We start from the raw sequence: 15,016 nt of genomic DNA on the forward strand, positions 1-15,016 counted from the left end.
TTCATTGATTTTAAAAGGGAGCTTCGGCTCCCTTTTTTATGTTTCCGAATCCTTTGCCACTCCCCAAACAGCAACTATGTTCAATAGAGAAAAAGAACAGGGAGTGTTTTTCATGAAGGGATACGGGTGCTATCTGGTGTCGGGCCTGATGCTGGTTTGTGGTGCTGCAAGTGCCTTCGAACAGGCTCAATCAACCCAAACCGCCAAACTGCCGCAGCAGGAAAAACGGACTGCCACCGAGGTATGGCGTTCAAGCCTGGATACCAACGACCTGCTCAAGGCACCCAAACCCCTGTCGTTTGGTATTGAAGTCTCCACCGACAACTTTGGTAATCAAAAGATCACCTCCTACCCGCAGCTTAATCTGACCCCGGAAAAAAGCGTCAGTCTGTCGGTCGAACGCTTTAGACCCAAGGTCAAGTTCAAGGCTGGCGGAATGAACACCGCCCTCAGGCTGAGAGGAGACGGGATAAAGATGCAATTCAATCCGGTCGACAAAACCATCCCGCTGCAGATAGAGATCAAGGTGACCGACGACGAATCCTCCCTGCGCCTCGATTACCGTTTCTGATATTTTCCGGCAGCCGAATAGCAAAAGGCCGACAGGTTTCCCTGTCGGCCTTGGTATTTATCGTACGGGCAGAACTGCTACATCACGCCTTGGGCTCGAGTTTGGAGACCCAGTACTTGTTGTAAACATGCACGGTGATCTCTTCCCGATCGTGATAGAGCTGCTTGGCCTGGATCACGAACGCGTTGTCGATCTCCTTGAGCATCTCGCGCAACACCTCGATATTGTGTACCGATTCAGCATAACGCTTCTTCATCGGCAGCTTGAGGTTGAACATCGCCTCCTGGCAGTCGCCCTCACGGAACCAGTCCGCAATCATGTGAACGACCCGCGCCGGTTTATCGACCATGTCGCACACCAGCCAGTAGGTGTTCTTCTTGCTCGGACGCCAGACGAAACCGTCATCCCGGATATGCTTGACCTGACCGGTATCCATCAGGGATTGGGCCATCATGCCGTTGTCAACCGCCGTCACCATCATGCCACGACGCACCAGCTGATAGGTCCAGCCACCCGGGCAGGCGCCCAGATCCACAGCCTTCATGCCGGAGCAGAGACGCACATCCCACTCTTCCCGCGGCACGAACACGTAAAACGCCTCCTCCAGCTTGAGACTAGAGCGGCTCGGCGCATCGGCCGGGAAGCGCAGGCGCGGGATCCCCATGTGGAATCCGGAGTTGTTGAACGAATAGGAGTAGCCCAGCAAGACATGATCATTGGCCATGAAGAAGGCGTGGAACACCGGACGGTTCGGCGTCTCCTTCTTGGTCAGGATCTCGTTGCTGCGCAGCGCCTGACGAAGCGGCACGGTGAACTTGCGGCAAAAGGCTGACAGCTCTTTCGCTTCGTTGGTATCCGCGGTTTCGACCCGCAGATCGCCGCAAATGGTGTAGTCACTCACCGCCTCAAGGATCGGGGAGATCCTGTCCGCGACATCCAGCCCCTTCAGCTCATGGGTGACCACCAGCATCTGGCGGATGAAGATGAGCTCCCGGAATGGCAGCTTGCGAGCCAGCAGGTCCGCCTGCTCCTCGTCATACAGTTCGAAGATCACATAACCGCTGTCGTCCTTGACCCGGGCGAAACCGTAGCACTGCATGTTACCGGCACGCTCGGTGATCTCTGCAGCCGCCTCTTTCTCAAAACCGGGGCGGCAATAAAGCAGCAGATTATTCATTTTTTCCTCCAAGACGACAGCCAGCCCAGATCAGGGCCGCCCATCCCAACATAAAACAGAGGCCACCGGCCGGAGTAATCAACCCCAGCCCCTTGCTGCCAAGCAGCACCATGGCGTAAATACTGCCAGAGAATCCGATGATCCCCAGCACAAAAGCGGTGCCAGCCAGGTGGATCACCTTGCTGCGCACACCACACCAGCCCAGAACCAGCAGGGCCAATGCGTGAAAAAACTGATATTGCACGGCGGTATTGAATGCCGCCAGACGCTCGGGCGTAATGCCGGTCGCCGCCAATCCATGGGCGCCATAAGCCCCCAGCATGGTGGCCGTCAACCCGAAGAGACCGGCCAGTATCAGCCAATGTCGATGGATCTGCATCCTCACTCTCCCTCTCTCATCGAGGCTGGCAATCAAACCAACCCTCTTGTGCTATCCATGTCGGGCCACAAAATGGCTGATGGCCGCCGCTGCATGCTGCATATTATCCTGCTCACTCACGCCACTGGCTTTACGCGGTTTGAAACCATGATCACCATCGGTCAACCAATGGACCGATACGGCGGGTGAGAAGGGGAAATCGGCCAGTTCGGCGCGACTACCGAAGGTATCGCGCTCCCCCTGCAACAGCAGGGTTGGTACTGCAATATGCTTGAGTACCTCGCCTCGCCAGCTGTCGGGCTTGGCCGGAGGGTGGAAAGGATACCCGAGAATGAGCAATCCTGCAGCATTCATCTCACCCTCGCCTTCGCTGTACAGTTCCGCCGCCATCCGCCCGCCCATCGACTTGCCCGCCAGAAACAGCCGTGGATGGGCAAACTCGCGGATCATGTCGCGCCAATGGGCTAGCAGCACAGGTGCTCTGTCCGGCGGGCGGCGCTTGCCATCCTGTGCACGCTTTGTCATGTAGGGAAAGTTGAAGCGCACCACTTCGATGTCGGGGCCAGCCAGCAGACGTGACAACTCGGTAAGAAAGGCATGATCCATCCCCGCGCCTGCCCCGTGGGCCAGCAAAATGCGAACGGGGGCATCAATTGCCCCCTCGCGGATTACATCAGGCATCGGCGAGCCTTGCCCTGCGACGCGCCTCTTCCTGCTCCACCAGCTCCAGCATCCAGTCGCGGAAGGCAACGATCTTGCCCTGATCCGACTGTTGCTCCTGACACACCAGATAGAAAGCATTTTTGCTCACCAGCACCTGCTCGAATGGGCAGATAAGGCGGCCGGCCTCAATCTCGGGTTGTGCCAGCACGCTGTGGCCAAGCGCCACCCCCTGGCCGTGGATCGCCGCCTGGATCACCATGGTGGAGTGGCTGAAGATGGGCCCCTGATTGACGTTGGGTGCATCGATATCGAGCTGGCGGAACCAGGCCTTCCAGTCGCGGCGGGAGGTATCGTGGAGCAGGGTATGAAGAGTCAAATCTTGCGGCGTACGCAACGGTTTGGGCCCGGTCAGCAGCAAGGGGGAACAGACCGGGATCAGGTATTCGGTATGCAGCTTGTCCGAGCGCAGACCCGGCCAGTTGCCGCGGCCGTAGTAGATGGCGACATCCACATCGTCGGTAAGCGACCCTTCATCGAGGTCAACCGCCTTGATCCGTACATCGATATCAGGGTGGCGCTCGCTGAACTTGACCAACCGCGGCACCAGCCACTGGATGGCGAAACTCGGCTGCAAACTGACAGTCAACGCCCCCTTGGCACTGCGGGCCAGCAGCTTGTCGGTCGCCTCAGAGATGGAGGCAAAGATGTCCTTGATATCCAGGAAATAGCCCTGCCCCTCTTCGGTCAGCAACAAGGAGCGGTTTTTGCGGCGGAACAGCTTGATGCCAAGATACTCCTCCAGCGCCTTGATCTGGTGACTGATGGCAGCCTGAGTCACAAACAACTCTTCTGCTGCGCGGGTAAAGCTTAAGTGACGAGCCGCTGCTTCAAAGGCCTTGAGGGCATTGAGCGGGGGTAAACGACGAGACATGACACCAGCCGACGATGAGTTTTTCTAATGGGGCGCATTATAATTTGTCGGTTGCGGGTCGACCAGTGAATAAACATAATTCGCCCAGCAATCAGTCGTCATATGGCTCACATTTTCTACTACGTGTTGGTTTACATGTGTTTTTAGTGAGTCTTTCGACTGTGATTGTGGTGTTGTGTTTCTTCCTCTGCGGGAAGAGGGGCTCAAATCTCACCGGTTTGACCCAGTCTGTCATCTGAATGTGTTTGGCGCCTCCAGCTGGATGGCGCCTTTTTTCATCCCTTCTATACCTTGAACTGCCCCACCAGCTGCTGCTGTTTATCCGCCAGCGCAGAGAGCTCGCGACCATTTTCGGCGGAGGTCGCCGCCTCGGCCCGAATGGTGTGGCTCACATCGCGAATGTTGCTGACGTTACGATTGATCTCGTCCGCCACCCGGCTCTGCTCCTGCGCCGCCCGGGCTATCTGCTCGTTCATCTGATGAATGGTGGAGACCGACTGGATGATCTGCTCCAGCACCAGCACCGAGAGGTCCACCTTGGCGAGGGTCTCGTCAGCCTGTTCATGACCATCGCGGATCGCCTTGACCACGGCGCCGGTACCGGATTGCAGTTGGCTGATCAGGGTCTGGATCTCGACGATGGCATTCTGGGTGCGACCCGCCAGATTGCGCACCTCATCGGCCACCACGGCAAAGCCACGGCCCTGCTCACCGGCCCGCGCCGCTTCAATAGCCGCATTCAGCGCCAGCAAGTTGGTCTGCTCGGCAATTCCCTGGATCACGATAAGAATGTCATTGATGTTGTCACTGTTGGCGGAGAGTCGCTCCACCACCGGCTGGGCATCGTTGATGATGGTCATCAGCTTGCGCATCGCCTCCTGGGTGTCAGCAACGACATATTTGCCCTCTTGCGCTGCGGCGTCAGTGGTGTTGGCAGCCGCCACCGCCGAGCCGGCATTACCGGAGACCTGCAACGCCGTGGCGCTCAGCTCTTCAAATGCCGTCGCCACCAGATCGATCTCCTGATACTGGGCCTGCATGCCACTGCTGGTGCGCTCGGCCACCTGCGCGGCTCGCTCGGCACTGTTGCGCGTACCAGAGACGGTATCAATCACCTGACTGATGGTGGATTGCAACTTGTTGAGGAAGCTGTTGAACCACTTGGCCAGTTCGCCGATCTCGTCTTGCCGCTGGATCTCGATACGCTGGGTCAAATCCCCCTCGCCGCTGGCGATATCCTTGAGACGGGCAACTACAGCGCGGATGGGCGCCACAATCTGGCGCGCCATCAACCAGATAAAACTCAGGGCAACCAGCGAGATCAGCACCCCGATCGACAGTTGCGAGACTACGCTGCGATTGGCCTCACTGGCCAGCTCATCTTGCAGTTGCTGGGCCGAGGCCAGCACTACTGCCCGTGGCAATTCAATGTAGATGCCCCATTTACGGTCGGTGCCACGCATGGATACCGGGACAAAAGTCTGCAACAGGGTGCCATCGCTGCTCCAGCGAGTCAGCTCCTGACCCTGACTGAGCCAGCCTTTCAGCTCGCTGGCCAGCCCCTGATACTTCTGATCCAGCCCGCGCCCCATTGTCACATCGAACTCATCGGCTCCCGCCACGCGCCCCTCGTGACTGACCAGCAAAATTCTGCCCTTGCCGTCATAGAGCTCCTTGTCCATGGTACTGACCAGACTCTGCAATGTGGCCAGCGAGATATCGACCCCGACCATCCCCAGCAAGGTCTCCTGCTCCAGTAGCGGGACCGTCACCGAGGTCATCAATATCTGTTTATCGCCCACATCGTCCAGATAGGGCTCCAGCAGGCAGAGGGCACGGGTGCGAATACTACAGCGATACCACTCGTTTTCGATTCCACCAGCCTCGGTCGGGCTCTCATCGGCCAGTACATCCTCATTCTGCACTTCCGGCTCTATCTTGCCGTTGTCATAGGCCCAGTAACTGGAAAAACGCCCCTTGTCGTTGGAACCCAGCGCCGTTGAGCCCTGATAGTTGCTGTCTTCCCCATCCAGCTGGTCAGGCTCGAACACCGCATAGACACCAAGCAGATTGGTCGATGAGGCAACGGCATCGTGCAGTTGCTGATTGACGGCGCTGCGCAGCGCCTCCGAATGGACAAAGTTCTCGGCCGCATTCTTGCGCTGGAACAACACGCTCTCTGCCAGCAAACTGGCGCGGAAATAGGCCTCATCGAGATAGCTGGTTACCTTGGCCGCCTGCTCCGAGCCCATCGCCTTCATCCAGTTTTCGGCAGACTGCTGCGCCTCGTGCATGGTGGCTTGCCGCACCTGCTGTTGCATCTTGTTCGCGTTGTAAATCGAAGAGGCAACCAGAGCGGCGGCTGTCACCAACAGACAGCAACCGGCGATCAGGGTAATCCGACCCTGGACAGAAAGAGCGCTCATGCCAATATTCCTACGTCATACAGATATGGATAGATTATCGACTTTATAAACAAAAACTTAACTCCCTCACAGCAAATCCAGCGAGAGTTGATTAACTTCACCCTCTTTTGGCAAACCCACCACCAAGCCCAGCAGGCGAACCGAACGCCCTTGTGCCCGCTGTAGCCCCTCTTTGAGCAGGGGAACGAACAAGGCTGGCTGATAGCCACCCTGACTGCGATAGACGGTGGTCTGGTGGAAGTCGGCAAACTTGAGTTTAATCCCCTGCCCCATCACCTGCTCGGCAGGGCACGCCAGCTGAAATCGCCGCTCAAGCTCCGGCAACAGTTGCTGCAATACCGTCAGGCAGGCGGCTTCGTCACAAACATCGCTCGCCAGGGTGGTCTCCACCCCGATGGTTTTGCGGATCCGGTGCGCCTGCACCGGCTGTTCATCCAGCCCCCAGATCCGGGTCGTCAACATCTCCCCCAGCTTGCCAAAACGGCTGCACAGCTCTTGTGCCGACAAGGCCCGCGCATCCTCACAGGTGTAAAGCCCCTGCGCCTCCAGCCGCTCGGCAGTCTTGCGCCCCACCCCGGGCAGTTTGCCGAGGGGCAACTGGCAGACAAATTCGGCCACTTCGTCGGGACGAATGACAAACAGACCATCAGGCTTGCGCTGCTCCGAGGCAAGCTTGGCGAGAAACTTGTTGGGAGCCACTCCGGCCGAGGCGGTCAATCCCAGTTCGGTGACGATGGCTTGCCGGATCTCTTGCGCCATCAGGGTGGCGCTACCGCCACAACAGCGACTGTGGGTCACGTCGAGGTAAGCCTCGTCCAGCGACAGTGGTTCAACCTGATCGGTATAGCGGAGGAAAATGGACCTGAGCTGACGGGAGATATCCTTGTACACCGCCATTCGCCCAGGGATCAGTACCAACGGCGGGCAGAGTTTTTTCGCCAGTGCGCTCGGCATGGCGGAGCGCACCCCGAATCGGCGCGCCACATAGTTGCAGGTCGAGATGACGCCGCGCCGCTCGGAGGCCCCACCGATGGCGAGCGGCACCTCCCGCAACGCCGGATTGTCCCGCATCTCCACCGCGGCAAAAAAGCAGTCCATGTCGATATGGATGATCTTGCGCATACTACTGTATAAATAAACAGGCATGGCACCATCTTACCCCAAGGATAACCCCAGCTCTATCTCTCTCGTTGCGGCTAAAATAGTAGACTCCAAGGAGACCTTTACTACCACAATGACAAGGAGCGTTCGGGATGAAATATCTTTGGTTGGGACTCTGTTTGCTACCGTTGACCGGCATCGGCAAGAACAACCCGACGGCAGAGTGCCGCTGGCTGTACGACCGGATTGAGATACTGGAACAGGCTATCAAGAAAGGAGACAAGCTAGGCACAGAGCAAGAATTGGCACGCTGGAAAACTGAGTACAACAAAAAACAGTGCTCACAGTACGACTACTGAGCCGGACAAGATGGCGTGACCGACAACGGCAGATAACAAGCGGGCCCCGATCAAGATGACCGGGGCCCGTTTTCAAAGCATGGCCAGCTTGATTCTGCAGCAGAGTGCGCTCAAGGCAGCACCATAGGGCCAGCGACAGTGGCCGCCACCTCATCCCCACGCAGCACCCGGACCAGTTCAAGCGCAAACTCGATGGCGCTGCCCGGCCCCTGACTGGTGATAAGGCGATGAGCCTCATCCCTGACGACCCGCTCACGTGACAGCTGCGATGTCGACAGTCGGGGCTGAAAGCCGGGATGACAGGTGACGATGGCACCATCCAGCAGGCCGTGATGTTGCAACACCACCACAGGGGCGGCGCAGATGGCAGCGCGCCAGCGGCCAAGAGCGGCCTGCTCTTTGAGCAGATCGATGGCCAGCGGGGTATCGCGGATCACTTCGCTGCCGGGCAGACCACCGGGTACCACGATGGCTTCAAAGTCCCGACGGGTCAGCTCGTCGATATGACAATCGGCCACCAGCTGCACCCCGCGCGACGCTTTTACCTGCCGAGATCCGGCAGGGCAGCAAGAGGCCAGTACCACCTCGATGCTGGCGCGCACCAAGGTATCGACAATCGCGACCGTCTCTATCTCTTCCGACCCGGGGGCCACCAGCACCAGTACACTCACGCTCGCCTCCTTGCTGCTTGCTGCTTGCTCTGCCATGTAACGGATCAGACGGCCTGACTCTTCTCTTTGATCGCCTGATAGAGACCCTGATTGACCGGTACGGCAATGCCATGCCGGGCAGCCTTGGCCAACAGGAAGCCGGTGATGGCCTCAATCTCGGTCTCGCGTCCCAGTTCCATATCCTGATACATGGAGGAGTAATTGTCAGCGGTCAGTTCTACCACTGTCATCACCCGACGCTGCAACTCTTCTGCTGTAGTAGCAATCCCTTCCGCGCACATCACATCCGCCACCTCCACGCAGATCTGCTGCAGGGCATCGGCAAAACGGGGGCCAGCCAGCTCGCCATTTTTCAGCTTGTAGAGGGCCGTCAGGGGATTGATGGCACAGTTGATGGCCAGCTTTTGCCACTGACGCGTCAATACCTGCTCATCCCAACCAGCCTGACCCAGTGCCAGCGCCAGCTCGTCCGCGAGCGCGGCATGGGCCTTGGCGGCATCGTTGATCGGACCAAGCCAGGTTTCACCCTTGCCAGTATGACGGAAGACAAAATGGCCGCATTGCATGGCGCCATGGCTGGTGACACCGGCAATCACCGGATTGTGCGGGAACATCTCGACCACCTGCTCGGCAATGCCCATCCCGTTGTGCAGCAGCACGATCGGCACGCCGGCATCCAGATTGCCCACCAGCGGCGTCAGTGCGGCAATCACCTGACTGGCCTTGGTCATCACCAGCAGACGCTGGATCTTGCCGGGTTTGCTGACAAATCCGCGCTCGATATTGAGCAGCTGGACATGCCCCTCCAGCGAGGTGAAATCGATCCCCGGATGGAGCGTGGACTTATGATGTTCGCGCAACAAGACACGGGTGGATTGACCACTCTGGGTCAGCAGGGAGGCAAAAACGCCGCCGAGGGCGCCACAACCCAACAGTGACCACTTCGGAGTAACGGGTGGAATAACGGGCTGTCGGGAATTTTTTAATCCGCTTGGCATGGTGTGACTCTGTCAGGGTAAGGGTTGCAATCCTCTCAACCTGTTACCGGGGATAAGTGAAGATGTCGCTGGTGGACACTAACGGGTCCACCCGTCCTGTGCGCAGGGGATTCTAGCAGAGCAACCCCATCAAAATCAGCAAATTTGCCCGTTTTCTGGTAGATTTGCCCCCCGATAACGCAACATGAGGAGCTCCGGCTATGCCGTCATTCGATATTGTCTCTGAAGTCAAAATGAACGAGGTGTTGAACGCAGTCGACAACGCCAATCGTGAACTGGCCACCCGTTTCGATTTTCGTGGGGTAGAAGCCAGCTTCGAGTTGAACAAGGAAGAGGTAAAACTGGAAGCCGATGCCGATTTCCAGCTCAAGCAGATGGTCGAAATTCTGCGCGGTGCCCTGCTCAAGCGCAACATCGAAAACAGCTCCATGGAAGTAGGTGACTCCGTTCACTCCGGCAAACGCTTCCACCTGACCGTAAAATTCAAGCAGGGGATCGAGAAAGAGATCGCCAAGAAGCTGGTCAAGCTGATCAAGGACTCCAAAATCAAGGTACAGGTCGCCATCCAGGGTGATGAAGTACGTGTCACCGGCAAGAAGCGTGACGATCTGCAAGAGACCATGGCACTGGTCCGTGGCGCCGAACTGGGTCAACCGATGCAGTTCCAGAACTTCCGCGACTGATTTATCCACTCAGCCGTGGCGCACTTGATGACTCGCGCCACGCTATCTAAATCGCGGCCATAAAAAAACCGGAGCAGATGCTCCGGTTTTTTGTACCCCAAGTTTTATTAGAACTTGTAGGTAACAGAGAAGTAGTGACCGAAACCGGTAGTGTTCAGACCACCAAAGGCACCATTGTTGATACCGTAGATTTCGTTGAAGTACTTCAGACCGTAACCAACTGCGTAACGGTCGGAGTGCCAGTAGATACCGTGGAAAGTACCCAAACCGTTAGCACTCTGGTTGTTGTCGCCATGGATATCTTTATCAAACAGATAATCCAGGTAGCCCTGATAGGAGACGAAGCTGCCGTTGGAGAACGTATAGAAAGGCTTGAACCAGTTCATGGAGAACTGATAACCGTTCCAGTCACCCTCTTCGGCCTTGAAGCCACTTTCGGTTGCATGGCGAGCATACAGGTTCATGCCAACTTTACCGAACCAAGGCACCTGTACATCAGCACCCAGACCGATCATGTTCTCCATCATGGAGTCATCAACGTTGTTCAGGGTAGCGATGTAGAGCTCTTGTACCGGGCCGAAGGAGAGATCTTTACCAGTCAGGGCATCCAGAGAAAGACGCGGGGCGAACTTCATGAAGATGTTCTGGCCATTGTGTTTGTCGCTATGGCTGCTTTGGAAAATATCGAACACATCGACATAGCCATACAGATCAAACATACCGGAACGACCACCGAATTCCATTTCCAGGTAGGTGTCGTTGTAGTCGCTGCCCATGTAAGGACGCTGGTCAATGGTATGCATTACGTTGAACTGCATCCATTTGAAATCATTCTTGTGGATATCACCGCTGTAGTCAGCAGCGAAGGCCGGGGTAGCGGCAGCAGCCAGCAGACCGGCAGCGATCAGAGTCTTGGTAAATTTGGCCATTTTATTGGTCTCTTGTGCGTTAGTTGAGGTTTTCCGTAGCCTGCCCACAAGGAGCGAGAGGGATTCTAATCAAATAAAATTGGGGGTGAAACAACTTCTCGGGAACTTTATCCGGAAGTGTGAATCTAATCACCCCCGATTCTACGCAAACGCTTGCTATTTGTCAGCCGTTGAGAGCAACTCACTCCCTTTTCTGGCGACCAGCACAATCAACAACAACACGGGCAAGCCCAATAAACTGGTTCCGACAAAGAAGGCACTGTAGCCAATCTGCTCCACAACCTGTCCGGAAAAACCGGCCAGCAACTTGGGTAGCAGCAACATTACCGAGCTGAACAGGGCGTACTGAGTGGCCGAAAATGCCACATTGGTCAGGCTGGAGAGATAGGTCACGAAGGCCGCGGTAGCAATACCGGCACTGAGGTTATCCAGCGAGATGATCAGCGTCAGCAGTTCCAGATTGTGACCAACCTGATTGAGCAGAGCAAACAGCAGGTTGGTGCTGGCGGTGAGCAGCGCCCCCAAGAACAGGATGCGCAGCGTACCGAAGCGCATCACCAGCACGCCCCCCAGCGCCGCTCCCACTAGCGTCATGATGACGCCAAACACCTTGGTAATGGTCGCAACCTCGGTCTTGCTGAACTGCATATCCACATAGAAGCTGTTGGACATCACCCCCATCACCACATCGGCAACCCGATAGCAGGCGATCAGAGCAAGGATCAGCAGCGCCGAGCTGCCATAGCGACGAAAGAAGTCGGCAAACGGACACCAGACCGCCTCATAGGCCCAGGCCCCCGCACTCGCCAGCAGCGCAGGCCACCCTTTTTCCAGGAGCTGCGCCTTGCGTTCGGCCTGTTGTTTGCCCTGCTCGGCCAGATCGATATCCGGCTCATGGCAAAACAGCGTGGTGATAACCCCGAGTGACATCAGACCCGCCATCACCAGATAGGTAATCTGCCAGCCACGATAGTCATAGCCACTATTGCTGCCAAACCACGCTGCCAGCGCCAGCGCACCGGCGCCCGCCATGATCATCGCCAGCCGGTAACCAGTCATGTAGGAGGCAGCCATCGCCGCCTGTAGCCGCTCGGGGGCAGATTCGATGCGATAGGCGTCGATGACGATATCCTGAGTCGCCGAGGCAAAGGCCACCAGCAGGGCAAACATCGCCAGCTGGGCCAGCTCGGTCTTGGGATCGCAGAACGCCATGCCGACCAGCGCGGCGGCAATCAGCAGCTGGGAGAAGAACATCCAGCTGCGGCGACGCCCCAGCAGCGTGGAGAGCCACGGCAGCGGCATGCGATCCACCAGCGGCGACCACATCCATTTAAAGCCATAGGCGAGCGCCACCCAGCTCATATAGCCGATATCGGTCAGGCTGACATCGGCCTCACGCAACCAGAATGAGAGAGTACCGAACACCAGCAGCAGCGGCAGACCCGATGAAAAACCCATGGCAAAGAGAATAAACACCCGAAATTCGAGATAGACGGCGAGGGACTCTCTCCAGCTTGGTTTGCGGATCATGTTCAACTACCTGACGACTTTGGAAAAGTGCGTCATTTTGGCAGGTTGATGGCAGATAGCCAAGGCGAGCAAAGAGATAGGTCAAAGAAGCCCGGATAGAGAAAAGGCCCATCCCGAACGGGATGAGCCTTGTATTGTGACCTGACGATGCGAGGTGACGAACCGAGTCCGGCGAGAGTTACTTGCCCGCTTTCTTGTCGACTTTCTTGTCTGCCGGAGTTTCTGCCAGCAAGACCACCTTCTTCAGAATGATGGGACTGGTCGGCACATCGTTGGCACGCAAAATGGGGCTGTAACCGGTCTGTACCTGAGCCAGCTTGTCCAGCACATCCATCCCCTGCACCACCTGACCGAACACGGTATAACCCGCGGCGCCACCGGCGTTGAGGTTATTGTTGTCGACCAGATTGAAGTAGAACTGGCGAGTAGCGCTGTCGACCGCCTGGGTGCGGGCCATGGCGATGGAGCCACGCTTGTTGGGCAGACCGCCGCGCGACTCGTTGACCACAGGCTCATAGGTTGGCAGTTGCTGGAACTGCTGGTTGTAGCCCCCACCCTGCACCACGAAATCCTGGATCACCCGGTGGAAGATGCTGCCGTCATAGCTGCCATCAGCCACGTAACGCAGGAAGTTCTTCACCGTCTGGGGCGCCTGCTTGGACGCCAGCTCCACCACGATATTGCCGTGGTTGGTCTCCATTCTGACTTTCGGGCCAGCGAACGCCAGCGGGGCGATCAGCATGGCCAGCAACCAGAGTTTTTTCATCATCAGACCCCTGCACCGTTCGGTTGACCTTTCAGGTAACCGCGCAGCGCATCATCCGCCATGATCTGCTGCAGCACGCTACCCAGTTGCAGGTTCAGTGTAGACTCCAGATCGGCCATGCTTGGCTCGCTCGGGCTCTCCTTGCTGGAGGACATGTTGAACTGCTTGGTCAGACGGTTGCCCTGAAAATCGGCGATCACCTGCAGGCTGACGCGGGACTTGGTGACATAGGTAAAGGTCTTCTCTTCCACATTGACTGCAGCGTTGGAGATCACCAGCGTCAGGTTGGTGGTGCCACTGTTGCCCACTTCCAGACCCTGGCTGCGCAGACCTTCGGCCAGCCGCTCGGCCATCAGCAGGTTGAGCGGACGCTCACTGTTGACCAGCACGGGGGCTTTCTCTTTATGTTTGATAGAGAAGACGTAGGCAGCCTCACGCTTGTCTACCCCTTCCATGGTGATGCGATTGCCAGAGTAGTATTGCTGGTTGGCGGGGATCACCTGCGGATTGAGCAGCGCTGTCTCCGGCCAATGAGTTGCACACCCGCCCAGCATCAGGGCGGCCAGCAGCAAGAGTGACTTTTTCATCATGGTTTCCTTTGGCTTTAGCGTTTGATGGCTTTCAAAATAACGAATTTGCTGTTCGACGCAACGACTTGTGCGTTGGCAAACAAGCGCTTGAGTTTGTTGTGATAGTCCAGATGACGGTTGCCTACTATCCAGAGTTCACCCCCCTGAGGCAACACCCGGTGCGCATCACTGAACATCTGCCAGGCGATATGATCGGTGATCGCCTGTAGCTGATGGAAAGGAGGGTTGCAGAGGATCCGATCCGCCGAGCCGACCGCCACCCCGTCGAGGCAGTTATTGACCATAAAGCGGGCGCGCGGCAGTGCATCGGGCAGATTATGCTCGACGTTGAGCTGTGCCGAGGCGACGGCCATATAGGATTCATCGATAAAGGTCACCTCCACCTCGCTGTCTTTGGCGAGCAGCGACAGACCCAGCACCCCGTTGCCACAGCCCAGATCGATCACCTTGCGGGCACTGTGGATGGGCAGGTTGTCCAGCATAAAGCGGGCACCGATATCGAGACTGGTGCGCGAGAAGACGTTGGCATGGTTGTGGATGAGCATGCCACTCCCCTCCAGCGGCCAGACAGTCGGGAAGGGGTTGGCCAGCGCGGGACGTTCTGCCTGCGGCTCGCAGTGAATGAGGCGCGCCTTCTTCCAGGCCAGCGAGGTACGGGTAGGCCCCAGATACTTCTCGAACAACTTGAGGGTGGAGGTATGAATATCCTTCGCCTTGCCAGCAGCGATAACGCGGGTTGCCGGTGTCACCACCGCACGCAATGCCAGCAGTTGCTGCTCCAGCAGTGCCTGATATTTGGAGACCTTGATCACCACCAGCGCAGGGGCATCGGGCAGCGGCGCCAGCGCATCCTGCAAGCGGATACTACCCGCATCCAGTCCGTTTTCGGCCAGATTGGCCAGGGTCGCCCGCTCACTGATGTAGGAGTCGGTGACGCAGCAGGGGGAGTGCGGATGTAAATAGGCGGCCAGCGCGCCAAAGCCATCATTCATGACGATGACGGGGCCCGCCTGCTCGAGGGGGGACTCCGCCAGGGTGTTGATCAGGTATTCGTCAGCCGCATCCCAGGCTTGCAGGGTCTCCTGACTCTGGCGCGGATAGCGGTAGAGCGTGAGCTGGCAATGGGGAGTGTCGAGAAGGGTTTGCATAGGAAGAGTCCAACCTCGGCTTGATTCGTGTATACAGGCGCCAGGGGCGACGCAAAGTGGCGCTATTCTAGCGAGGAGCAGGAATTTCACCAGT

The 15,016-nt window shown here is 57.3% G+C and carries 16 protein-coding genes; 3 read left to right on the forward strand and 13 right to left on the reverse strand.

The window, feature by feature from the left end; translation table 11 throughout:
* Positions 1 to 112: 112 nt before the first annotated feature.
* Positions 113 to 571, forward strand: a complete 459-nt coding sequence (locus VF684_RS00370) for a hypothetical protein (RefSeq protein WP_128816320.1) — start codon at positions 113 to 115, stop codon at positions 569 to 571.
* 82 nt (positions 572 to 653) lie between these two features.
* Here VF684_RS00370 and rlmM read toward each other — a convergent pair whose 3' ends face one another.
* The 6 genes from rlmM to dinB all read right to left on the reverse strand — a co-directional run bounded on the left by rlmM (position 654) and on the right by dinB (position 7,269).
* Entirely contained in the window at positions 654 to 1,748 is a 1,095-nt protein-coding gene (gene rlmM, locus VF684_RS00375) for a 23S rRNA (cytidine(2498)-2'-O)-methyltransferase RlmM (protein ID WP_101530797.1), read from the reverse strand.
* Positions 1,741 to 2,127, reverse strand: coding sequence for a DUF423 domain-containing protein (locus tag VF684_RS00380; protein ID WP_058052208.1), 387 nt, complete (start codon positions 2,125 to 2,127; stop codon positions 1,741 to 1,743). The genes rlmM and VF684_RS00380 overlap by 8 nt, the downstream gene beginning before the upstream one ends.
* Before the next feature lie 51 nt (positions 2,128 to 2,178).
* Entirely contained in the window at positions 2,179 to 2,808 is a 630-nt protein-coding gene (locus tag VF684_RS00385) for an alpha/beta family hydrolase (RefSeq protein WP_047435531.1), read from the reverse strand.
* Complete coding sequence (locus tag VF684_RS00390) at positions 2,801 to 3,721, reverse strand: transcriptional regulator GcvA (protein ID WP_005338622.1); 921 nt, start codon at positions 3,719 to 3,721, stop codon at positions 2,801 to 2,803. The genes VF684_RS00385 and VF684_RS00390 overlap by 8 nt, the downstream gene beginning before the upstream one ends.
* 284 nt (positions 3,722 to 4,005) lie before the next feature.
* Positions 4,006 to 6,147, reverse strand: coding sequence for a methyl-accepting chemotaxis protein (locus VF684_RS00395; RefSeq protein ID WP_139440018.1), 2,142 nt, complete (start codon positions 6,145 to 6,147; stop codon positions 4,006 to 4,008).
* Positions 6,148 to 6,213: 66 nt separating this feature from the next.
* On the reverse strand, positions 6,214 to 7,269 hold the full coding sequence (dinB, locus tag VF684_RS00400; RefSeq protein WP_107682458.1) for a DNA polymerase IV: 1,056 nt from the start codon (positions 7,267 to 7,269) through the stop codon (positions 6,214 to 6,216).
* Between the two features lie 131 nt (positions 7,270 to 7,400).
* Here dinB and VF684_RS00405 point away from each other — a divergent pair, with 131 nt between their 5' ends.
* A complete protein-coding gene (locus VF684_RS00405; RefSeq protein WP_005338629.1) occupies positions 7,401 to 7,607 on the forward strand; it encodes a hypothetical protein in 207 nt (68 codons plus the stop codon).
* 110 nt (positions 7,608 to 7,717) lie between these two features.
* Here the strand turns inward: VF684_RS00405 and VF684_RS00410 are convergent, their stop codons facing one another.
* Both VF684_RS00410 and VF684_RS00415 read right to left on the reverse strand, forming a co-directional pair.
* Positions 7,718 to 8,278 (reverse strand): DJ-1 family glyoxalase III, encoded by a 561-nt coding sequence (locus VF684_RS00410; protein WP_139440017.1) that lies wholly within the window; start codon positions 8,276 to 8,278, stop codon positions 7,718 to 7,720.
* 44 nt (positions 8,279 to 8,322) lie between these two features.
* Positions 8,323 to 9,276: a ketopantoate reductase family protein gene (locus VF684_RS00415; RefSeq protein WP_139440016.1), complete on the reverse strand. Its 954-nt coding sequence runs from the start codon at positions 9,274 to 9,276 to the stop codon at positions 8,323 to 8,325.
* 200 nt (positions 9,277 to 9,476) lie between these two features.
* Here VF684_RS00415 and VF684_RS00420 point away from each other — a divergent pair, with 200 nt between their 5' ends.
* Positions 9,477 to 9,959, forward strand: coding sequence for a YajQ family cyclic di-GMP-binding protein (locus VF684_RS00420; protein WP_005338634.1), 483 nt, complete (start codon positions 9,477 to 9,479; stop codon positions 9,957 to 9,959).
* Between the two features lie 107 nt (positions 9,960 to 10,066).
* Here the strand turns inward: VF684_RS00420 and VF684_RS00425 are convergent, their stop codons facing one another.
* The 5 genes from VF684_RS00425 to VF684_RS00445 all read right to left on the reverse strand — a co-directional run bounded on the left by VF684_RS00425 (position 10,067) and on the right by VF684_RS00445 (position 14,922).
* Positions 10,067 to 10,888 carry a nucleoside-specific channel-forming Tsx family protein gene (locus VF684_RS00425; protein ID WP_005338635.1) on the reverse strand — a complete coding sequence of 274 codons (822 nt, stop codon included), beginning with the start codon at positions 10,886 to 10,888 and terminating at the stop codon, positions 10,067 to 10,069.
* A 156-nt stretch (positions 10,889 to 11,044) separates the two neighbouring features.
* Positions 11,045 to 12,424, reverse strand: a complete 1,380-nt coding sequence (locus VF684_RS00430) for an AmpG family muropeptide MFS transporter (RefSeq protein ID WP_139440015.1) — start codon at positions 12,422 to 12,424, stop codon at positions 11,045 to 11,047.
* A gap of 172 nt (positions 12,425 to 12,596) precedes the next feature.
* The gene (locus VF684_RS00435) at positions 12,597 to 13,184 is read right to left on the reverse strand and encodes a peptidylprolyl isomerase (RefSeq protein WP_050498393.1); all 588 of its coding nucleotides are present in this window, start codon (positions 13,182 to 13,184) and stop codon (positions 12,597 to 12,599) included.
* A 2-nt stretch (positions 13,185 to 13,186) separates the two neighbouring features.
* The gene (locus VF684_RS00440; RefSeq protein WP_005349692.1) at positions 13,187 to 13,771 is read right to left on the reverse strand and encodes a YajG family lipoprotein; all 585 of its coding nucleotides are present in this window, start codon (positions 13,769 to 13,771) and stop codon (positions 13,187 to 13,189) included.
* A 17-nt stretch (positions 13,772 to 13,788) separates the two neighbouring features.
* Positions 13,789 to 14,922 carry a methyltransferase gene (locus VF684_RS00445; RefSeq protein ID WP_115544626.1) on the reverse strand — a complete coding sequence of 378 codons (1,134 nt, stop codon included), beginning with the start codon at positions 14,920 to 14,922 and terminating at the stop codon, positions 13,789 to 13,791.
* Between the last annotated feature and the right edge of the window lie 94 nt (positions 14,923 to 15,016).

Source organism: Aeromonas sp. Lyrl_2 (assembly GCF_051948815.1).
Lineage (GTDB): Bacteria > Pseudomonadota > Gammaproteobacteria > Enterobacterales > Aeromonadaceae > Aeromonas > Aeromonas veronii.